General features: G+C 68.7%; 7 protein-coding genes. All 7 read right to left on the reverse strand.

From position 1 onward, the window contains the following. Position 1: 1 nt before the first annotated feature. The 7 genes from FHW78_RS00865 to FHW78_RS00895 all read right to left on the reverse strand — a co-directional run bounded on the left by FHW78_RS00865 (position 2) and on the right by FHW78_RS00895 (position 23,110). Positions 2–4,348, reverse strand: a complete 4,347-nt coding sequence (locus FHW78_RS00865) for a DEAD/DEAH box helicase (RefSeq protein WP_183636519.1) — start codon at positions 4,346–4,348, stop codon at positions 2–4. A 522-nt stretch (positions 4,349–4,870) separates the two neighbouring features. Next, entirely contained in the window at positions 4,871–6,259 is a 1,389-nt protein-coding gene (locus FHW78_RS00870) for an ATP-binding protein (protein ID WP_183636521.1), read from the reverse strand. A gap of 88 nt (positions 6,260–6,347) precedes the next feature. Then, a complete protein-coding gene (locus tag FHW78_RS00875; protein WP_183636523.1) occupies positions 6,348–7,364 on the reverse strand; it encodes an OmpA family protein in 1,017 nt (338 codons plus the stop codon). 10 nt (positions 7,365–7,374) lie between these two features. Continuing rightward, on the reverse strand, positions 7,375–10,737 hold the full coding sequence (locus FHW78_RS00880) for a hypothetical protein (protein WP_183636526.1): 3,363 nt from the start codon (positions 10,735–10,737) through the stop codon (positions 7,375–7,377). 44 nt (positions 10,738–10,781) lie between these two features. After that, positions 10,782–20,306, reverse strand: coding sequence for an SdrD B-like domain-containing protein (locus tag FHW78_RS00885; RefSeq protein ID WP_183636528.1), 9,525 nt, complete (start codon positions 20,304–20,306; stop codon positions 10,782–10,784). Between the two features lie 360 nt (positions 20,307–20,666). Beyond that, positions 20,667–21,377, reverse strand: a complete 711-nt coding sequence (locus tag FHW78_RS00890; RefSeq protein ID WP_183636530.1) for a response regulator transcription factor — start codon at positions 21,375–21,377, stop codon at positions 20,667–20,669. Between the two features lie 239 nt (positions 21,378–21,616). Further along, a complete protein-coding gene (locus FHW78_RS00895; RefSeq protein WP_255443125.1) occupies positions 21,617–23,110 on the reverse strand; it encodes a glycoside hydrolase family 47 protein in 1,494 nt (497 codons plus the stop codon). Between the last annotated feature and the right edge of the window lie 18 nt (positions 23,111–23,128).

Genomic DNA, 23,128 nt, shown 5'->3' on the forward strand with positions numbered 1-23,128 from the left:
CCTATCCTGCGCGCGCCGGTACCGGTGGCGATTCCATCTCGGTGGGCACCGCCCGCAGCAGGACACGGCTGGCCTCCTGCTGCTCGGGCAGGGACAGCAGTTCCAGGAAACGCGTCTCGCCGGCCACCAGCACCGCGACCGCCAGGCCATCGCGATAGAGCACGCGCGCGCCGGGCACGCGCGCGACCTTCTCGCCCGGCAGCAGTGTGCCCAGCAGGTTGGCCGGATCGGTGGCGGCGATCGCCAGCCACTTGCCATTGGCGGGCCGGCGGCGCACCTGGCGCAGCGCGGCGACGGCTTCCGGCAAGGCGAACTGTTCGCCCGGGATGCCGGTGATGAAGCGGCCGCCGCGGATTTCACCGCGTGCTTCCAGGCGCTGGTAGATCCGTACCAGCTCGCGCCAGGGCGGCAGCCATGCGGCCTCGCGTTCGAGCAGCCGCCAGCAGACCACACCGTAGCGCCGCAGCAGCATGCGCGCGACGTGTTCGACCGCCTCGGCCCGGGCCTCGCCACTGCCCGATGGCGCACCGGCGCGGATCAGCGCCCAGCGGCCGGCGTCCTGGATGCCGAACATCGGCTTGCGGCGGCGATGGCGGGATCCGCCATCGCGCTTGGACGCGGGGACCAGCAACGCCCGCAGGCCGCCGAAACTGTCGCAATGGACCCGGCCCCGCACCACCAGTTCGGCCAGCGCGTCTTCCAGTTCGGTGCGCAACAGATGCGCGCCGTCGCCGATTTCATCGAAGAACGAGGCGCCGTGCGCGCCGAGATAATCCACCACGCGGCGCGCGCGCGAACCCAAATCGTCATCGTCCACCGGCGCGGGGGCCAGGCGCGTCCACAGCGGCGCCTGGCGACGCGGCAACAGCAGGATCGGCGTGCCGCGCAACGAAATATTGCCGCGCCCGCCACCCTCGCTCGCAGGCGGACGCAGCCGCGTCCACAGCGTGCGTCCCGCGGTGCACAGATCATCCAGCCAATGAATCGCGTAACCACGCACGCGCGCGGGCAGCAGGTCCGCTTCCCAACTGGCGGCGGGCGCTTCGAATCCTTCCAGTTGCCCCAGTACGCCGGCCAGCGCTTCCGGTCCACTGACCCGCTCCGCCTCGCTCAGATGCTGCCAATCGAACAGGAAGCGCTGGAAATCGCGCGGTTCGACCGGTTCGATTTCGCGCCGCAGTTGCTTGAGCGTGTAGCGATGGATGCGCGCCAGCAGGTGACGCTCGCACCACTCCTCCTCGTGCGCGCCGGGCGTGAAATGACCCTGCATCACATAGCCTTCGCTCTGCAGGGCCAGCAATGCCGGATCCACCTCGTTCACCGGCAATGCCAGCGAATGCGCGAGCGCGGTGGCGGGCGCCGGCCCCAGCGCAGTCAGGCGCGCGCGCAGCAGCTCGCGTAACGCGGTCTCGCGCGGCCAGTCGACCTGTGCGTATTCGTCGGGCGCCTCGACCACCGGCTCGATCGGCGCGGCGGGAAACAAGGCGCGCAGCATCGGCAACTGCTCAGTCGCCAGCCACAGCGCCCGCGCGCCGCCGTCGCCCACCTGCATGCGGGTGGCGCGTCCGTCCGCCGCCAGTGCCCGCAGCCATTCCTGCCAGCCGGCGTTGTCCGCGGCTTCATCGGCGGTGATGGCGCCCACGCCGGTTAGTGCTTCATGCATCTCGTCGGGATTGCGCGGCTGCGGCCAGGCTTCCTCGCGCACCGCCTGGATCGCGCCGGTATCCAGTTTTCCGAGTTCATCGGCCGATTCGGCCTCGCGATAGAGCCGGCTCTGCACCGCCTGGGTGCGGCGTTCCTCCAGCGGCGCGTCGTCGAGGAAGGCATAGGGACGCGCGTTGATCACTTCGGCCGCCAGCGGCGACGGCAATGGCAGATCCCGCGCGACGACTTCGATCTCCCCGGCCTCCAGCCGGCGCAGCAGTTGCAGCCAGCCATCGGCGTCCATCGCCTCGTGCAGGCAGTCGTCCAGGGTCTGCGCGACCAGCGGATGATCCGGAATCTCGCGCTCGCCGACGATGTTTTCCAGGCAGGCCACCTGATCCGGGAACACCGTCGCCAGCAGATCCTCGGACTTCATCCGCTGCAACTGCGGCGGCACCTTGCGGCCGCCGACGAAGCGCGGAAGTGCCAGTGCGGTGGTGGCGTTCCAGCGCCAGCGCACGCCGAACAGCGGCGCATCCAGCAGCGCCTGGATCAGCACGTCCAGCGCCGAGGACGAATGCAGGTAGCGCGAGACCTCGATCAGCGGGAAGCTGTGGCTGGTCGACAGTGACAGGATGATCGCGTCCTCGGTCGCGGCGGCCTGCAATTCGAAATTGAACTGGCGGCAGAAGCGCTTGCGCAGGGCCAGGCCCCAGGCGCGATTGAGCCGGCTGCCGAACGGCGAATGCAGGATCAGCTGGGTACCGCCGGATTCGTCGAAGAAACGCTCCAGCACGATCCGCGACTGGCTGGGCACCTGGCCCAGCGCGGCCAGGGTCTTGTCCAGGTAGTCGGCGATCTGGCGCGCGGCTTCCTCGTCCAGCGCCACCTCCTGCATCAGCCAGCGCATGCCGGCGTCCACGCCGTCCGCGACGATCGCGGCGGCCACGGCTTCGCGCAGGCGCGACACGCCGAACGACAGTTCATCGCTGCGTCCGGGTGCCTCACCCAGCCAGAACGGGATGTTGGGCGGTGCGCCGCGCGCATCCTCCACCCGCACCCGGCCCGGTTCCACCCGCAGGATGCGGTAGCTGGCGTTGCCCAGTTGGAACACGTCGCCGGACAGGCTTTCGACCGCGAAGTCCTCGTTGACGGTGCCGATGGTGTGCGCTTCCGGTTCCAGGATCACCGCGTAGTCGCCGGTGTCGGGAATGGTGCCGCCGGACATCAGCGCGGTCATCCGCGCGCCCTTGCGCTCACGCAAGCGGTGATGCACGGCATCGCGGTGCAGATAACCCGCGCGTGGGCCGCGCCGGGTGCTGAAGCCCTCGGCCAGCATCCGCACCACCGCCGCGTAATCCTCGCGCGCCAGCATGGCATATGGCGCCGCCCGCCGGACCAGCGCATACAGCGCGTCCTCGTCCCATTCGCGGCTGGCGGTTTCGGCCACCAGTTGCTGGGCGAGCACGTCCAGCGGCGCGACCGGGATCCGCAGCGCATCCAGCTCGCCGCGGCGGACGCAATCCAGCAGCGCCGCGCATTCGATCAGTTCGTCGCGCGACTGCGGGAACAGGCGCGCCTTCGGCACCCCGCCCACCGCATGGCCGGAACGGCCCGCGCGTTGCAGGAACGTGGCGATGGAGCGTGGCGAGCCCAACTGGCACACCAGATCCACGTCACCGATGTCCAGGCCCAGTTCCAGCGACGCGGTCGCCACCAGCACCTTCAGATCGCCGCGCTTGAGCCGCTGTTCGGCATCCAGCCGCGCTTCCCTGGCCAGGCTGCCGTGGTGCGCCGCCACGCCTTCCTTGCCCAGCCGCTCGCCGAGGTGGCGGGCGGCGCGTTCGGCCATGCGCCGGGTATTGACGAACACCAGCGTGGTGCGGTGTTCGCGCACCAGCGCCGCGACCCGGTCGTAGACCTGTTCCCACTGGTCGTTGGACATCACCGCGCCCAGCGGCGTCGGCGGCAGCTCCAGTGCCAGGTCGCGCTGCTTGCCGTAGCCGATGTCGACGATTTCGCAATGCGGCGGTTCCGGCCCTTCGCCCGCGCCTACCAGGAAGCGCGCCACCGCGTCGATGGGTTTCTGGGTCGCCGACAGGCCGACCCGCACCGGCGGCTGCGCGCACAGCGCCTGCAGGCGTTCCAGCGACAGCGCCAGGTGGCTGCCGCGCTTGCTGGCGGCAACCGCGTGGATTTCGTCGACGATCACCGTGCGCACGCTGGACAGCATGCTGCGGCCGGAAGCCGAGCCCAGCAGCACGTACAGTGATTCGGGCGTGGTCACCAGCACATGCGGCGGCTTGCGGAACACTTTCTGGCGCTCGCCGGCCGGCGTGTCGCCGGTGCGCACCGCGGTGCGGATCTCGACATCGGGCAGGCCCATGTCCGCGAGTTCGGCGCGGATGCCGGCCAGCGGCGCGTCGAGGTTGAGGTGGATGTCGTTGGACAGCGCCTTCAGCGGCGAGACGTAGACCACGGCGGTCTCGTCCGGCAACCCGCCCTCGTCCAGCCCGCGCCGGACCAGGTCGTCGAGCGCGGCGAGGAAGGCCGTCAGGGTCTTGCCCGAACCAGTCGGGGCCGCCACCAGCGTATGGCGGCCCGCGCGGATCGCCGGCCACGCGGCGCGCTGGGCCGGCGTGGGCCCGGGAAACGTGCGCCCGAACCAGCGGGCGACGGCGGGATGGAACGAGTCCAGCGGCATGGCGGCGACGATACCGGGAAATCTCCTGGAAAACGGTGAAAACCTGGAACCGAGATGGTGCTGTTTGATGGCGGATCCAAGCGCGTGGGGTGAACGGATGCCGTCCGCAGGTTCTGTTTTCCCGTTTGAAGGGAACGCTCAGTTCGCGGTTCCCTTGCCCCTGTCCCCTTCCCTCGCAACGCGGGGGAAGGTGCCGCAGGCGGATGGGGGCAAGGATCCGTGCGAAGAGCGCCCCCATCCGGCGCGGGCGCGCCACCTTCCCCCGCAAGCGGGGGAAGGGAACATGTCCAGGCGCGTGGGGGAATCTATGCCATCCGTGGGTTCCGTTCTTCTGCTTGGAAAACGCTCAGTTCGCCGTTCCCTTTCTCTCCCCTTCCCCCGCGACGCGGGGGAAGGTGCCGAAGGCGGATGGGGGCGAGGATCCGCGCGAAGAGCGCCCCCATCCGGCGCGGTCGCGCGCCCTTCCCCCGCAGGCGGGGGAAGGGACCATCCGATTTGGAAACTGCGAGTTGCGCCTGATCCCTAGCCCGCCACAGGCAACTCAATCCGGATCACGGTGCCCGCGCCGACAACGCTGTCCACACCGATGCGGCCACCGGCGCGCTGGATCAGATCGCGCGCCACCGACAGGCCCAGGCCGGTGCCCTCGCCGGCCGGCTTGGTGGTGAAGAACGGGTCGAACGCGCGCGCCTGCACCTCCGGCGTCATGCCGGTGCCAGTGTCGCGGAAGCCGATGGCGACACCGCTCGCGCTGGTGCCGGCGGTGACCTCGAACACGCCGCCGCCCGGCATCGCGTGGTTGGCGTTGGCGGCGATGTTCAGCACCATCAGTTCGAACTGGGTGCGATCAAAGCGGATCGGTCGCAATCCCTCCGCCACGTCCAGGCGGACATCGACCGTCGGGTCGAATAACTGGCGCAGCATCGGTCGCAACTCGCGCAGGCTTTCGCCCGCATCGAACGTCTGCAGGTGGGTCTCGTCCTGTCGGGCGAACGCCAGCAGCTTGTGGGTCACCAGGGTCGCGCGGCGCGCGGCCGATTCCACCCCGGCCAGGGCTTCCTTGAGCGCGGCCGGATCGTCCTGCCGCTTGCCGCGCCCGGCATAACCGAGGATCAGCGACAGCAGGTTGCCGAAATCGTGGGCGACGCCGCTGGCCAGCCGGCCCACCGCCTCGACCTTCTGCGCGTGGATAAGCTGTTCCTGCGCGCGTTCGCGTTCGCGCGCCTCCTGCTCCAGCAGGCGGTTGCTCTCGGCCAGTGCATTGCCACGCTGGTTGGCCTCGCGCAGGCTTTCGCGCAGCGCCACGGAACTGCGATCCAGCACCACCGCGATCATCAGGAACATCGCGAAGCGCGCGGCCAGATCGACCAACCGGTTGTAGACCTCGCCGTCGCGCGCGATCTCCAGCCACATGCCACCGCAGAACGCCACGGCGATGCAGGCGAACATCACCCACAAGGCGCGCCGGCCGATCACCAGGCCCGCGATGGCCATCCAGATCACCAGGATCGGTTGCTCGTAGACCTGCGCGTCGAATCCGGTGGACAGATAGCTGGGCACCACGGTGACCGCGAACACCGCCAGCAGCAGGTAGGACGCCGCACCAAACCTGCCGCGCCGGATCAGCCAGAAGCTGGCGCCGGCCGCGGCGCTCACCGCAAGGCTGAACACCATGCTGGCGATCTCGCCCGGCCGCCAGGGAATGTCCACCGAGGCGCGGTAGATCCAGGCCAGCGGCGGCAACATCGCCAGCAGCAGCGAGATCACCTGGATCATCGGCGCGTTGCGGCGATCCACCGGATCGGCAATCGGCACGTCGCGGAACCAGTCCAGCACGCCGCGCAGGAGCGGCCCGATCAGCGGAATACGCGCGTCGCGCGTGGAAACGACCGATGGAGAGGGTTCGATCATGGGGGTCCTCAGGGATGCCTAGCCGCCGACCGGGCGACTGGGACGGCCGCCCTCCCCGGCGCCGTCCGAACATCCCCGGACCGGCGGATTATAGGCCCGGCGCGGGCTTTTCCCCGGTCGCGCCCGCTTGCAGCCTGACTTCGACCCGGCGGTTCGGGATCAGGCATTCGCGCAGCGCCTCGCGCGGCTTCACGCCATCGCAGGCCTGCACCTGTTCGGTATCGCCGCGGAAGGTGTAGCGGATGGCTTCGGCGGGCACTCCTCGCTCGATCAGCCATTCCCGCACCGTGCGCGCGCGGCGCTCTGACAGGCCCTGGTTGTAGTCGTAGCCCCGGCCCTGCAGGCGATCGGCATGCCCCACCAGTTCCACCGACGCCAGGGTCAGGCCTTCCTCGCGCACCCGCGCCAGCTCCCGCTCCAGGCTCTGCAGCGAGTAGGCGCGGATGTCGCCGCGACCGTCGCGATCGAACTCGAACAACACGTTGGCGGTCAGCACCGCCGGTGCGGCCGGCATGGCGGCCACACCGCACTGGCGCGCCAGCGCCTCGGCGTCGCTCACCATGTCCTCGGCTATCTGGATATAGGGCTTGGAATGGCGCCACTGCTGCTGGTTGAACTCGTTGCCGGCATGCACCAGTTCCACTTCGCCGCAGGCCACCGCCTGCTGCGCGCAGGCGAAACCCGGCGTGCCGTGGATCGCGCCCAGGCGCTTCCACAGGTCCTCGCGCACGCGGGCCGCGCCGTTGACCAGCGGGGTGTCGGTGGGCAGCGGCGAGACGCCCTGCTCCATCCCCACGATCAGCTTCTCCGATTCGGTCAGCGCTTCCTGCGGGAACGCGCTGCGATCGTTGCGGGTGTATTCGTGGAAGGACACGTCCAGCCAGCACTGGGCCTTGGACAGGTGGTAGTCGCGCACCGGGCGGCCGCCGTCGTTGAGCGCCTGGATACGCCCCTGGGTGGCCTCGTAGCCGGACAGATCGGCATGGATGGCCTCGTCGGTGATGCGATCGCGCGGCGGAACCAGTTGGGTCTGCTGCGCGGCGGCCGTGCCGGCCAGGGCGGCCAGGACGGCGGCGGTGATGAGCGTGGACTTGGTGATGGTCATATGGGGTTCCTCAGCGCACCGGATCGCGGTAGCGGGCGTCTTCCCTGCGGAAGAGGTCTTCGTCGAACTTGAAGCGCAGGCGGATGAAGGCGCCCTGCTGGGTGTACTCGTAGCCGGTCAGGTCCTCGTCGCCGCGGAAACCGGTGGCGTTGTAGCCGACCGACAGCCACAGGTTCTGCCGCAGCAGGCGCCCGACTTCCACGCCGAACGCGTACTGGTTGGCGCCGTACTGGCCACGGAAGGTCGAGGCCAGCACGCCGATGTCCCAGTTCTCGGTGATGTCGTAGACCACGCGGCCCGACAGCAGCACCGCGCGGAAATCGTCGTTGACCCGGCCGGTGTCGGCATAGAAGAAGCTGTCCTGCTGCCACTTCGCCGCCACCCGCCCGGTCAGCCACCACGGCCGCGATGGATGCCAGTCGGCGTGCGCGGACACGATGTGCGCGCTGGTGCGGATGTCCTGGCCGGTATCGGAACCGAAACCGGAACCGTCCATGCCGCTCTCGTCCTTCTCCAGCTTGTACTCGTAGCGCGCCAGCGCGTTGATGCGGTTGGTGTCGGTATCGCGGTAGGCCACGCCGACCTGGAAGCGATCCTGCAGCACGTCGCCGCGCGCCGCGTAGACCGTGCGCAGCAGGTAGTTGCGTGCCAGCACGGTCCAGTCGCGGTTGAGCTTGCGCGCCGCGAGGAACTGCAACAGGGTGGTGTTGTAGGCCTCGTCCGTCGGGGTTTCGGCGACGTCGTCGGAAATCCGGTGTTCCAGCCGGATGTTGCCGCGCCACAGCGGATTGGCGCTGTAGTCCAGGGCGATGCCTATCCCGGTCGAATCGCCGACGTTGCCGGAGATCACGTTGGTATGCTCCAGCGAGGTGTCCAGGCGCAGTCCCTCGCGCAGGTCCCAGCGGTTGCGCATGCCCGAGGCCGCCTGGATGTCGCGACCGGCGATGGCGTCGCGCAGTCGATATTCCGAGAATAGCTGGGTATCGCGCAGGAAGCTGGTATCCACGCCCAGTGCCACCGTATCGGCCTCGCGGCCGTCCTGGGTCAGGCCGTTGACACCGCTGATCCCGGTCTGTTTCTCGTAGCGGCCATACAGGCGGCTGCGCTCCCGCAACTGGAAGTCCACGCCGAGGGCGATTCGATTGCGATCCTCGCCATGGATGTCCTGTTCCACCTCGCCGCCCAGGTTCAGGCGATCGCTGGCGCGGTAGCCGACGCCGAAGCGCAGCATGTCCGAGGACAGCTCGGTGCCGACCGGCAGGCCGCTGGCGACATCGTTGGGGTTGCCGTTGCTGATGATCGGCAGGCCGGTCAACGGGTCCAGCGGCTGCTGGCCGTAACCGAGCGCACCGCCGCCGGCGCCGGTGGCGTAGCCGCCGGACAGGCCGCCCAGGTTGCCGTAGCCGCTGTTGGTCGCCCAGGTGTAGTAGGCGCCGACGGTTTCGCGGATGGCGCGATAGCCGAAATCCAGGGTCAGCTTGTCGGTCACCTTGACGCGCGTGCCGACGCTGCCGGCGTTGCGCTCGCCGCCGTCGGGATTGCGGTCTTCGCTGCGCAATCCCTCCGCGTACAGCTCGAAGCGCTCGTTCAAGCGGTAACGCGTGGTCAGGCTGTACTCGCCCCGCCCGCCGTACAACGGCGAGGCCTGGTTGTTGAACTCCGGATCCGACTGTCCGGCGAACAGTTTCAGGTCCGCTCTCTTGCCGGCATGCCCCAGCTCCACGCGCCAGGCGTTGCCTTCCACCAGCCCGCTCAGCCCCTGCAACGCGGGCGTGCCGTATTGGTTGATGGAGTTGGTGTTGACCTCGCTGCGCGTGCGCGCCGCCTCGGCCACCAGCCAGGTGTTTTCACCCAGGCGGTAGCCGACGTTGGCGCTGCCCATCTCGAAGCTGGCGAACGGATTGCGGTCGTCCACGTAGGATCCGCCGATCTCGCCGTTCTGGCCGACCCGCAGTTGCGCGTCGCCACCGACCACCCAGAACTTTTCGGTGCCCTGATCCAGTTCGTAGGTGATGCGCAGCGATACCGGATTCAGATCGCCATCGAACGAGGGCAGGAAGCTGTTGAGCAGGATGCGGCCGGAGAACGGCTCGAAGCTGTAGTCCACCAGCCGGGCCAGCGGACGCACCGAGACGATTCGCGAAGGCTGGTTGCGATCGCGCACCACCACCTCGACCCGCTCGCTGCCTTCCAGCACCGCGTTGTTGCGCAGGCCGTAGGGGCCGCTGCCCTGGCTGGGCAGTTCCTCGATGACCTGGCGCAGCGAGTCCTCGATGGCGAACACGTTGCCGCGCACGCGCGCGTTCTCGAAGTGCCAGCCCAGTCCGGTCGCGGTGCGGTTGTAGGTGCCCAGCACGCGCTGCGGCGCACGCTCGCCGAAGCCGACGCCGGTCTGGGTGGCGATGCTGTCGCCGGTCTGGAAATCACCGTACAGCAGGTAGTTGCGGCCATTGTCCACGCGCACGTACAGGCGCTCGGCCGAACGCGCGTCGAAACCGCGCAGCGACGCGTCGCCATACACCGGATAGAACTCCTCCGGCTGGATGTCGCGCAGCAGGCGGGCCCGCACTTCCTTGTCCGAGTCGTAGGCGGCGGTCAGCAGGTACTCGCCCTTGATCCGGCCCTTGACGAAGAACGCCGCGCGCGCCGCACCATTGGCCTTGCCGTTGTTGAACTGCTTTTCCCAGCGGCGGATTTCCCGCTCGAAACCATCGCCGCGGGTGCTGCCGTCGATCAGGTTGTCGCCCTTGCGGCGGAAGTTGATCACGCCCTCGATGAGGCCGGTCGCGATCATCTCGCGCATTTCCGGCACGAAGCCGACCACGCCCTCGGCGGTCTCGCCGCCGGAGGTCACCCGCAGCAGCACGTCCTGCGGGTCGTGCGGCGCCAGCAGGTCGAACTCGGCGCGGCCGTCGCGCACCGGCACCTGCACGCCGGGCGTGACCTTGTCGGCGTCCAGGTGGCCGGGGCCGAGTTCGTCGGTACGGCCATCGGGCAGCTTGATGCGGCCGCCGGAGTTCTCGACGGTCGCGAAGGCCTCGCCGGCCAGCGGCTTGCCATCGGCACCGAACAACTGGATCACCACGTGCACCGGCGACTGGCCGTCGGCCGGAACGCCGTCGCGATCCACCTCCACCACCACCCGCTGCACGCCGGCGTTGGCGCGGTAATCGACATTGCCCGGTTGCGCATACAACGGTTGCGAGGTGGCCTGCTGGCTTTGCGGCGATTGCGGGAACAGCGGCGTCGCCTGTCCCAGCACCGGGGTGAAGCGCTGGTCGCCGGAGACGTTCTGGGCCATCGCCATGGCCGGCATCAGCACCAGCGACAGCGCCAGGCTCAGCGGTTTGCGGGAGAAAGGTTGGGGACGCATGGTCTTCCTGGCCTGGCGGACGCGGGCGGATCGCGGGGTGCGGCTCATGGCTGCACCTCCGTGCCGGCGGCGGGACTCGGGGCGGTCGCCCTCGGATCCACGATCGGGCGCTGGTTCGCCGAGTCGGTGCCCTGCTGCGGGCTGCGCAGCGGCTTGCTTTCGAAACGCAGCGGCGATTGGCCCGGCTCCGTTTCCGGCGCGCGGATCTCGCCCTGGGTGCGGCGTGCCTTGACCTGTTCGATCACCGGGTTGGAGCAACTGCCCTCGATGAAGTCGGCGCGATGCAGCTCGCCGTTCTTGAGGTCGATGAACAGGCTGTCGGCGTCGCCCAGGTTGCGGTTGCTGCTGGTGGTCAGGCGCGAGCCGACCGGCAGCGTGGACGCGTCCACCTTCAGCGTGTGGCTCTTCGGCGGCAGGCCGCAGTAGCTGTACTTGCCTTCCGAATCGCTGATCAGCCAGGTACCGTCCTCGAAGTACATTCGCACGCCGGGGATGCCCAGTTCTTCCCTGTCCTGCACATGGTTGACGTTGCAGTCAACGAACACCTTGCCCAGCACGCAGCCCTCGTCGGCGAACACGCCGCCGCTGACGATCACGCGGTACTCGGCCGGATTGGATGGCACGGTGCCGCCGTTCGGATACGGCGCCAGCGTGTTCGGATCCACGCAGCCGCCGGTGATCGAACAGCCCCAGGCGCGCGCGCGGTTGATGCCGTCGCCCTGCTGGCTGCCCACGCCCACGCGGACGCGGTAGCTCAGCACCTTCTGCGCGCCGACCGCCAGCGAACCGACGTCGAACACCAGGGTCGGTCCGGGCTTGCCGATCGGGTCGGCGATGCCGCTGCCATCCACCCGCGCGGTACCGGCGATGAAGGTGAAGCCATGCGGCAGGCGGTCGATGACGTTCACCGTGCCCAGCGCGGCACCCGCGGTCTGGCGGATGGTGATCGTGTAGACCAGGCTGTCGCCCACTTCCACGGTCTTGCGGTCGCCGGTCTTGGTGATGACCAGGCCGGGCGCCACCTGCGGATCCAGCGGGATGTGGTTGTGCACCGGCGCGGCCACGCCCGAACCCAGGTTGACCTCCAGGTAGTAGGTGGTCGCGGTGCCGGCCGGGCCGGTCGGCGCGGTCGCGTTCGTCTGCACCGGATAACCCAGGCCCGGCGTGGACGGCGGCGTCAGCGGCGAGTTTTCCGCCGGAATCATGCCGGACTCGAAGGTATAGCCGGCCGGCGGGGTCACCGCGATCTGGAACCGGCACGACGCCGGCGCGCCCGGCGCCATCAGGAACTGGTAGAAACCGTCGGCGCCGACCGTCATCGAGATCGCGTTGCCCTGCACGGTGTAGCCGCCCATGGCCGCGTTGAGCACGTGCTGTTCCGGCGCATAGGCCGGGCAGCTGCCGATCGGCGTCAGGGTCACCCGCGAGCCCGGGACCGGGCTGCGCGTCACCGCGTCGTAGATCACGCCGCCCGGATTCAGCGGCAGGCTCTGCTGCGGCAGGTTCGCGCCCGGGGCAAGCACCACCGACAGGCGGGTGACGCCGTCGGTGCTGCTCGGGCAGGAACTGGCGGTCCCACCGCCGATCGCGCCGGTGGCGTCACACGGCGCGGGCGAACCGCCAGCGGTTTCGCCGCTGACCGGCCAACCCCACACCACGCCGGTGGCGGGGTCGCGGAAGCGGATGTCCAGCGGCACGCCGGGAATCTGGTCGGCAATCGAATAGGAACCGTCGACGCCGGTGGTGGCCGTACCCACCACTTGTCCATTGGCGTCCACGACTTCGACGGTCCAGCCACCCAGGCGGCGATCGCCACCGTCGATCAGACCGAAGTCGCTGCCCTGGTCGAACCACACCGTGCCGGAGACCGACGCGGCCAGTTGCACCGGCGTGGGCAGGCGGCAGGCGTTCTGGGTGATCGCCGGGTCGCATACCGGCAGGTCGTCGACGTTGCCCTCGAAGTTGGCGCGTTCTTCCTGCGTTGGCGTGCGGAACTCGTTCTCGCCGCCGCCCTCGACCAGTACCGCGTTGTTCACCGGCGACGCCGCAGCGGCGGTCGCCGCGACACGCACGCGCGCCACGATGGTGTCGGTCGCGGTGGCGCCGGCGGCGATGACCGTGCTGCTGGCGCAGCGGAAACGGTTGTCGCCGATCGCGCCGGTGCAGTTCCAGCCGGACCCGGCCGGCGTTGCGTCCAGGGTCAGGCCGGCAGGCAGGCGATCCTCCACCACGTATTCGCCCGTGCTCGCCTGCTGGCCGATGTTGCGCACGCGGATGGTGTAGGTGCCCACGTTGTTGACGGTGAAGGTCGCCGGCGTGGCGGTCTTGCTGACCACCAGGTCGGGCGAATCGCCGACCTCGCCGAAGTTGTTGTCGATCGACTGGCCGCCCGGCGGCAGCACGATGCCGCTGATCGCAGACGGCGTGGTCGTCACCGGCGTGGCGGTGCCGGTCGGAGTGCCATCGATGGTGCCCGGCGTGGTGATGCCATTGAGCGTCTCGGCCGGTTGGGTCGGCTCGGTCACCGTGTAGGTGCCCGGACGCAGGTTCTCGAAGCGGTACCGGCCCTCGCTGTCGGTGGTGACGGTGACGTTGACGGTTTCGCCGAGATCGTTGGTGCCGGTCAGCACGACCTGCACGTTCGGGAAGCCACCCTCGCCCGTGTCGATGACGCCGTTGTTGTTGCCGTCGTTGTAGACCCGGCCCGAGATGGTGCCGGCGGGAACCTCGCCGAAGTTGTTGTTGGCCGCTTCCTCGCCCACGCCCAGCGTGATGCCTTCGATCACCGACGGCGCGGTGGTCGGCGCGGTGGCGGTGCCACCGCCGGTGCCGGGCACGGTGATGCCGTTGAGCGTGCCGGCCGGCTGCTCGGGTTCGGTGACCGTGTAGGTGCCCGGCGGCAGCTCGGTGAACGCGTAGCCGCCGTCCGGCTGGGTGGTGACTTCGCGGGTGATGGTGTTGCCGGCCAGATCGGTACCGGTCAGGCGCACGACCACCGAACCGATGCCCTGCTCCGACGGATCGATGACGCCATCGTTGTCCAGATCGCGCCAGACGCGGCCGCTGATTGCGCTGTTGAGCGGAATCTCGCCGAACAGGTTGTTCTCCGAAGCGGCGCCCGGCGTGGTCAGGTCAATCGCGCTGATCGCACTCGGTACGGTGGTGATCGGCGTGGCGGTGCCGGAGGGCGTGCCGCCGACGGTGCCGGCCAGGGTCTGGCCGTTGCTGGTGCCGGTGGGCTGCTGCGGTTCGGTCACGGCGTAGGTGCCCGGACGCAGGCCCTCGAAACGGAAATCGCCGTTGGCGTCCGTGGTCGTGGTCAGATCCACCGCCGCGCCGCTGTCGTCGGTGCCGGTGAGGCGAATGGTCACGCTCTCGATGCCGGTCTCGCTGGCGCCGGCCTGCGCGCCGTCGTTGTTGGCGTCGAAGAACACCCGGCCGGAGACCGACACGCCCAGGGTTTCGCCGAAGTCGTTGCGCACGGAGGACTCGCCCGCACCCAGCGCGATGCCGGCGATGGCGCTGGGCACGGTCGCGATCGGCGTGGCGGTGCCCGCGGGCGTGCCGCCGATATTGCCGGCCACCGTGGTGCCGTTGATCGTCGTCGCCCCGCCCACCACCGGCTGCGCGGCCTGTTCGGTCACGGTGTAGGTGCCGGCCGGCAGGTCGCCGAAGCGGTAGTCGCCGTTGGCATCGGTGACCGCCTCGGCCAGCGAATTGCCGAGCGCGTCGCGCGTGCCCGCGGGCAGGCTCACCCGCACGCCGCCGATGCCGTTCTCGCCCGGCTCGCGCACGCCGTTGTTGTTGGCGTCCAGCCACACGCTGCCGGACAGCGCGCCGGCCAGTTCGCCGAAGTCGTTGCCGCGCGAACCGGCCACCGGCAGGTTGGTCACCGGGATCTGGTTGAGGCCGTTTTCCTGCCCTTCGGCCAGGCCGGTCGGCTGGGTTTCGCTGATGAGATAGTTCTGGCCGGCAACCGCGCCACCGTAGCTGTAGTCGCCGTTGGCGTCGGTGGTCAGGGTGACCGGCGCCGGATCGTCCGCCGTGCCGAACTGGCCGTCCGGACCGGCGCCCTGGATCACCACGGTGACGCCGGGAATGCCGGCGTCGCCGCCGTTGTTGTCACCATCGTCGTTGCGGTCCAGGTACACCGTGCCGCTGATGATGGCGTTGGCCAGTTCGCCGAACAGGTAGCCGGTGGCGTCCTGCCCGGCGGACAGCGCGATGCCGTCGATCACGTTGGCGGTGTTCGCATTGCCCGGGGTCGTCGCGTTGCCCGGCGTATGCCGGCCATCCAGGTAACCGGCCGGCTGCGTTTCGGTGAGCGTATAGCTGGTGCCCGCCTGTGGCGGCAGCAGGTCGGCGAAGCGGTAGGCTCCGCTGCCGTCGGTCTGCACGGTCATGTTCACCGGCTGCCCCAGCACGTCAGTGCCGGTCAGGGTCAGCGTGACATTGCCGATCGGATTTTCGCCGCTGTCGAAAGCGCCGTTGTTGTTGTTGCCGGCGGTGGCCGAGAAGTCCTCGAACACGCTGCCCGCCAGCGATCCCAGCACTTCGCCGAAATCGTTGCCAGCCGAACCGGCGATGGTCAGATTGTTGATCTCGATGACATTGGTCGGATGCTCGCTGCCTTCGCCGTAGCCATCCGGCTGGGTTTCACTGACGCGATAGCTCTGGCCGACCACCAGATCGGTGAACTGGTACGCGCCATTGGCATCGGTCTGCAGGATGACCGGCGCGGGATCGTCGCCGTTGCCGAACACCCCGTCCGCACCCGCACCGGTGAGCGTGACGGTGACGTCCTGCAGGCCGCCGTTGGGGCGGGAGTTGACCGTGCCCGCGTCGCCGGCTTCGAAATCGCCGTTGCGGTTGCGATCCAGGTACACGTTGCCGGAGATCGCCGAGATCGCATCCTCGCCGAAGTTGAACTGCACGCCATCCAGGCCGGCGCCCAGATCGATGTCGCTGATCCGGTCGGTGGTCGCCGCATCACCGGCCACGCCGGTGGCCGCCGTACAACCGGTCGTGCAGGCCGCGCCACCGATCTGGCCGGGATTCACCGCGCCGGGCCGGTTGCGATAGTTGCCCGCCGGCAGCGCCTCGCGCAGCGTGTAGGTGATCAGCGGATCGAGTCCGGTGAAGCTGTAGGCGCCGGTACCATCGGTCGTGGTGGTGCCGATCACCGCGCCGGTCGCCGCATTCAGCAGTTCCACCGTGGCACCGGCGATCGCACCGTCGCCGCCGTTGCGGGTGTTGTTGTAGTTGCCGTCCACGTAGACGAAGCCGGACAGCGAGGGCAGCCGGACTTCCGGGAAGTTGTAGCGCACGCCCGCCTGGCTGGCGCCGACCGCGATGCCGGTGAACACGGTGTCGGGCGAACCGGTGGCGTAGGCGCCGCCCAGCGACGGTTCGGCACCACCACTGGTCGGCGGGGCGACCGGTCCATCGACGAAGCCGGCCGGCTGCGTCTGGGTCAGCGTGTAGCCACCCGCGCCCGCGGGCGACAGATCGCCAAAGCTGTAGCTGCCATCGGCGGCGGTGGTGGTGGTGAGATTGACCGCGTTTCCGTAGGCGTCGGTACCGGTCAGGCGGATGCTGACGCCGCCGATGCCGGGTTCACCGGCAACGCCCTGATGGGTGCCGCCGTTGGCACCGGCGCGATCCCGATCCTGGAACACCACGCCTGCCAGCGACGAACGCGTGACCAGGATGTCCTCGTCGTCGATGTTGTTGCCCGGATTCGGATCCACCTGCTCGGTGGCGATGCGGGTGGTGTTGACCTGTGCCGCCGCACCGGGATACGAGGTCCAGCGCACCGGGATGATCACGCGCACCTTGCCGGTGACGGTCACGTCGCCCAGGTTGCAGGTCAGTGCCAGCCCGGCGGCCGTGCACGCGCCGGTCCCGTTGGGCTGCTCATCACCGCCCGGCGATGGACCTTTCTTCTGCCACTGGACCGGACCGGTGATCTCCAGCCCGTTCGGCAGGGTGTCGGTGATGACCGTGCCGGTGCCGTTCTGCGGGCTGGTGCCACTGCGATCGCGCGACAGGCTGGCGCCAGGACCGTCATTCGCGCCTTCCAGCACCCAATAGAACGGCTGGCGCAGCGCCACCGTCGTCGCCAGGGCCGCCGGCAGGGCGACATCCGGATCCAGATCGGGGGCGTCGGTGAACACGTGCTTGGCGACGCGCACATCGGCGCGCGCGCGAATCGTGGTCGGTTCGTCGGCCGCGTTGTTCGTCGGGTTGGTATCGGTCTCGGCCAGGGTCGCCTGGACCTGGTTGCGCACGGTGTCGCCGCCGCCGCCGGGCGCGGTCAGGTAGCGGTACTGGACGTATACATAGCTGGTCGCATTGACGCCCAGCGTGCCCAGCACGTTGCTGCCGCTGAAACCGGCGCCGGGCACGTCGCACTCGATGTTCAGCCCGGGGTCGGCGGGCGTGGTGCCCGCGCCGGTGAACGGATTGGCACTGTTGACGGTGCATCCGGCAGTGCTGAAGCCACCCGAGGGGGCGCCGCCGTTTCCGGGCGCGATGCCGACGAATTGGACCTGGCGCCCGTTCGGCGCGCGGAACGTATCGGTGATCCGCACACTGGTGGCCACCGACGGGCCGCGGTTGAGCACGGTGATGCGGTAGGTGATGAGGTTGGCCGCGGTGTTGACCGCGTCGTAGCCCAGCGGATCCACGCCGCCGGTGAAGCCCAGATCGTCCTTGTTGACGACCAGATCCGCCGCGCCCTGCTCGAAGGTCAGCGAGGCGTTCTTCTGGTCGTCGGCAGCGCTGGTGTTGGTGTTGTAGTCGAACGGACCATTGGCATCGCTGCCGCTGGCGCCACCGGTGATGTCGAAGCTGGCGACGTTGGTGAATTGGCGACCGGCCGGATTGTTGTTGCTGTTGACGTTCGGCCGGATCTGCACGCGCAGGCTCTCGGTCTGCTGGAACGCCAGGTTGACCGCCGGACAGGTGACGATCACCTGGGACGGCGAGCCGGTCGGGTTGGCATAGGACATGCCGCCGGCGGTCGCCGTGGCGGTGGTGCCGCCGGCGGCGCTGTGCGTGCACGCCACGGTGCCGGGGGTACGGGTGGCCGACACCAGCACGAAGCCCGTGTCGTTGGCCGGCAGGGTGAAGATGTCCTGGAAGATCACCCCGGGGACCGCCGACGGCCCCTCGTTGTAATAGCTCATCACATAGTTGCTGACCACGCCGACGCGGCCCACGTTGCCCGTGGTGATGTTCTTGGCGGTCGTTCTGACGTTGGCGCGGCGCTCGACCCGCACCCAGTCCCTGGCCTGGTTGTTGGCGCCGTTGATTTCGCCCACGGAACTGGAGACATCCGGATCCACCGCCACGCCGGCGATGTTGCAGAACGCGCCGCTGGCCGGCGCGCCCGCGCCGCAGCTGCCCGGACTCTGGCCGATGCTGTCGAAGAACGGGAAGCCCACCGTGATGGTGATGTCGGCCGAAGCACCCACGGCCAGCGCGGTGTCGCCGGATCGGCAGATCACCGAAGGCCCGTTGACGTCGCAGTTCCAGCCCGCCGGCCCGGCCACGGTTACGTTGGTGCGGTCAACCCCGGCGGTATTGCCGTTCACGAAACCCGGAATGGTGTCGTTGACGACGATGCCGCTGGCCGGTACCGCGTCGGTGATGGCGAGGTTGGTCACCCGCAGCGTGTAGCTGTAGCTGTTGGTGCCCAGCGGGATGACGTTGTCGGTGCCGCCGTCGTTGGCGCGGGTCCACTTCTCGATTTGCAGATCGACGCGATCGTTGGTGGTACGGGTGCCGTCGCCGGCGCAATCGTTGGTGGTATTGCGATCCTCGTTGATGCTGCCGGTGCTCGGCTCCAGCGAACCGCCGGAGCCGCCGGTGCAGGCATTGTTGGTCAGCGCCAGATCCGGGGTCCGGGCGCGGGTGACGATCCGCAGCGCCGGCGTGTCGGCATCGCGCGCCAGGTCATAGCGCGAAGGATCCAGATCGCAGGTGACGACCTGCGCCGGACCGCCCGCGTTCCAGGCGGCCGGTGCCACCGAGCAGGTCCATTCGCCGGCATTGCCGCCACTGATGTACTCCTCGCCCGCCGCCAGCCGATCCACGACCTGTACGTTGCCGGTCGCCGCGCGCGGCCCGTAGTTGTGCACGTTGATGGTGGAGGTCATCAGGCTGTCGGCGTCTGGGCCGGTGCCCGGCCAGATCGCGACCAGTGCCGGCGTCTTGCGCTTGGCCAGCCCCAGATCCGCGCCATTCGGCATCACGCTGAACTGGACGCTGCCGCTGTTGTTGACGGATACCGGATCCGGGGTCTGCGACGTCACCGTCGCGGTGTTGGTCACATCGCCACTGCTGTTGGCGCCGTTGGAAGGCACCATCGCGGTGATGGTGAAGCTGGTGGACGCGCCCGGCGCCAGGTCACCGGCGTAGCTGCATCCGCGGGTGGTGTTCCCGGCGGTCGTCGAGCACGTCCAACCCGCCGGCTCGTTGCCGCCGGTGATGGTGAAACCGGCGGGCAGCACGTCCGTCCAGCTCGGATTGGTGGCCGCGCTGGGCCCCAGGTTGCTGACATTGACCGTGAAGGTGATCGGATCGCCGGAGATGGCCGGCGCGGGGTTGGCGCTCTTGCTGATCGCCATGTCCGCGCCGGGCGTGACCAGGGTGGTGACGTCGTCGGTGTTGTTGGCCGGGTTCGGGTCAGGCATCGAACCGGCGTTGACCACGGCGGAGTTGATGATGTTGCCGCCACCGACATTCACCTTCGCGCGGAACGAAAAGGCGCTGCTGGCGCCGGGCGCCAGGGTGCCGGCGTGGGTCGCGGTCATCGTGGCCGGATTGAAACTCCAGGCCGGATTGCTGAAGCTGCCGGCCACCAGGCTGACGCCCGCCGGCAGCGTGTCCCGCACGTTGAAACCCGACGACGCGCCCGGGCCGTCATTGGTGACGGTCAGCGTGTAGGTCACTTCGTCGCCGCCGATCACCGAAGCCGACGAGGCGGTTTTTTCCAGCCGCAGATCGCCCGACTGGTCCAGCGTGGTCTGCTGGCTGAGCAGGTTGTTGCTGGGTTCGCCGTCGGCGGTGAAGAAACCGTGGCTCGTCGGCAGGTTCGCAAGGGGTTCACCCGCGCCGGGCTCGGTGGCGCTGGCGCGTCCGACGGCGCCATGGATGAACACCGATCCCGGCGCCATGCCGGTGGTGAGCATCTGGATGTCGAAGCTTGCGGCGGGCTGACCCGCCGACAGCGGTTGCGGCAACGCGCAGCGGATCCGGACCGGGGAACCGCCCAGGTTGCTGCAGAAGATCGGCAACGTGCCCGCAGCGGCCCCCGCCGGCAGGTCGAACAGGACAACCGCGTCGTTGACCGTATCGACATCGCCATTCTCGACCACGACGTGGTACACGACCGGTGCGCCGACCGGGCTCGGATCGTAGCCGGTGTCGGTCAGGCCGCTGATCTGCAGATCGGCCGCGCTCGCCAGCGTCGGCGGCAGCAGCGTGGCCAGCAGCAGCGCGGCCCTGCGAAGCCACTGCCCGCGTCGCCGCACGCCACGCGGAATGGCGGTGGCCTCGTCCACGTCATGACCAGAGACAGGCGCGCGCGCGCATTCGGCGCCAGGCGCCGCAACGACTTGGAGGACCACAGTTTTCCCCTGTTCCGTACACCGCCTTGCGGGCGGTCCTGGTAGCCGTCGGCGCGAAGAACGGTCCCGGCGGCAGTCGCCGCGATGGAACCGGACTTCCCGAAAGACGGTGGCTCTCGCGCCGGAAACGACGCGGCCGCCAAGCGCAGGTTTTGTGCGCTGCAACGGCAGGGGAATCTTATTTTGTGATTCTTATCACCTCAATAACGGAACATCACTCACACTTTCAATCGCTCTCGAACACTCTCGCGCAACGCCGCGCACGAACAGGAACACGCGATGGACTGGGCCTGCTCAGCCGCCCTCGTGCAACCACAGATAGCCGATGCCGCGCACCGCGCGCAGTGGCAGCGCGTGTCCGCTCGCACCCCGTACGCGTTGGCGCAGGCGATGCAGCAGTACTTCGAGCCGATGCGGATCGAAATCAGCAGGCGACTCGGTCATGCCGGCGATCAAGCGTTCGCGTTCCACCGGTTCGCCAGGCTGTTCGAACAACATGCGCAGGAACACCCGTTCCGCTTCGCCCAGGCTCAACTCCACGCCGTCGGGCGTGCGCAGCTTCCAGCCACCGGCGACCAGCGCCCAACGTGGCGCGGGCTCCGCCGGCACGCTCCGGTCGGAAGCGGACAGGCGACGCCGCAGGCTGGCGATACCCGCGGCCAGTACATCCATGTCCACGGGCTTGACCAGATACAGATCCGCGCCCGTGCTGAGCCCCCGCGCCATGTCGTCGCTCTTCCCGCGCGCGGTGAGCATCACGATGCCGACCGAAGCGATCTGGTGCAGGTGGCGGGCAACCGCGTAGCCGTCCTCGCCGGGAAGACCGATGTCCAGCAGCACGATGTCGCAGGGCTGCACGGCCAGGTGCCGGTAAAGCGCTTCGGCGCTGGCGAACCCCACGGCCTGGAAACCGCGCTCGGCAAGTTCCGACACGAGCAGTTCGCGAAGTTCGTCGTCGTCTTCCGTCACCGCGATGCGGGCGGGCGTCAGGAGGGCTTCGGGCATGGAGTCAAGCAGGTTGGATGCCTAGTGTTGTGATTCGCATTACGCTTTCAGCATATCGGATCCGTCGTGATAACGGTTACCGATCGTGCCCTCCGCCGCATCTGATTTTCCGATGCTCTCCCCTGCTCTCCCATGCTCTCCGAAACTGGCCCCATGCCCGCTCGGGTACGGCCCCGCGGGCAAAAAAAATGCCCGTCCTGGGGACGGGCATTCGGGTGCCGCGGCGATGAAGTCCGGACTCAGTCCTTCCAGGTCTTCCGGATCGGGTGGGCCTCGGTATTGAACACCACCGCGTCGAAGTCCAGCGCGGTCTTGGGCGCGAACAGCAGGTAGTAGTACTTGAAGGTCTCGGCGAACAGGAAGCTTTCCATCGAGTCGTTCTTCTCCTTGCTGCGCACGTCCTTCAGCGCTGCGAAGCCATGCTCGGTGCGGGTGTGGCGGACGAAGTCCTCGAAGAACTCCTTGCCCATGCCGCGATAGCGCGCATCGCCGGTGTAGTGATGCAGGTAGTACGCCGACTCGACGATCTCCGGACGCAGCGGATAGCCCGGCGAGGTCACTTCCATCTTGCCGTAGTCGATCGCTTCCGGCTCGATGCCGTGCAGGCGCCACATCTTCAGGCTGGATTCCTGCAGGCGCTTGGCGCGCTCGAGATCGCCACCGAACGCCAGCAGGCCCGGCATGAACGCGTCCAGCGCGCCGTAGGTGGTCTGCGTGCGCTTGCCTGTGTTCATGTCGGCGTAGCCGTACCACAGTTCGCCCTCGCGCACTTCATCGGCCAGGTACTGGTTGATCGGACCGATGCTCTCGTCCCACATGCGCTTGCAGTCGGCATCGCCGAACAGCTTCCAGCACTTGAACAGGTACTCGTAGTACGAGTCGATGCCGCCGGCGATATGGCTGGTCGGATTGGTCCACTCGCCGGTCTCGACGTTTATGTTCAGACCGACCAGGCCGATCTTGGAGCGGCGGTTGAAGGTTTCGGTCAGCGCCCGCTTGGCCTTGTCGTAATAGATCGGATTTCCGGTCAGCTTGCTCAGCGCGCCGAACTCGATCAGCAGGGTGCCGGTCTCGGCCGGATTGCTGACGGTGCCGCGGACCTTGCCGGTGCGCAGGTTGACGTGGGTGTACGGCAGCCCGGTCTTGCTCTCGAACACCGGCAACAGGCGCTTGCCCAGATCCTCGGCCAGCTTGAGCAGGCGCTCGTCGCCGCTGAGCTGGTAGCCGGAGATCAGCCCGCCGAGCAGGCGGATGGTGATCTCGAAGTTCTGCACGTACATGTCGTGATCGAACGAGAGCTGGGTGGCGATCAGCTCGCGCGCTTCGGTCGCTTCCTTGTCCAGGCCCAGCAGGATCAGCGTATCCAGCGCGTCCACCGGCGACATCAGCAGCGACTTCTCGTACCAGTCGCGCGGCTGGCCGCTGATCGGCTTGAGATCGTCATGGCCCTTCGCGAATTGCATGTAACCCTGCCACGCATGGCGGGTTTCGGCCTTGACCTGTTCGGCCAGGCGTGCGGCCTCGGCCTCGTCCACCGCCGGCACGTCCGCGTTCGCGGCCCTGGCGGCCGGCGCCGGTGTTTCGGTGGTCGCGGGCGCGGCCGTTTCGGCCGCCGGCTTCCGACTGCAGGCGGTGCCCGTCACCAAGGTCAACGCCATCACCACCGCGCCGGCCAGGCGCTGGCCACGCAGGGCGCGACGGGGGGAATTCGTCGGGTTCGATACGTCGTGCATGGGAGTTCCTCTTTGCGG

It is taken from the genome of Pseudoxanthomonas sp. OG2, assembly GCF_014192765.1.
Classification (GTDB): Bacteria; Pseudomonadota; Gammaproteobacteria; order Xanthomonadales; family Xanthomonadaceae; genus Pseudoxanthomonas_A; species Pseudoxanthomonas_A beigongshangi.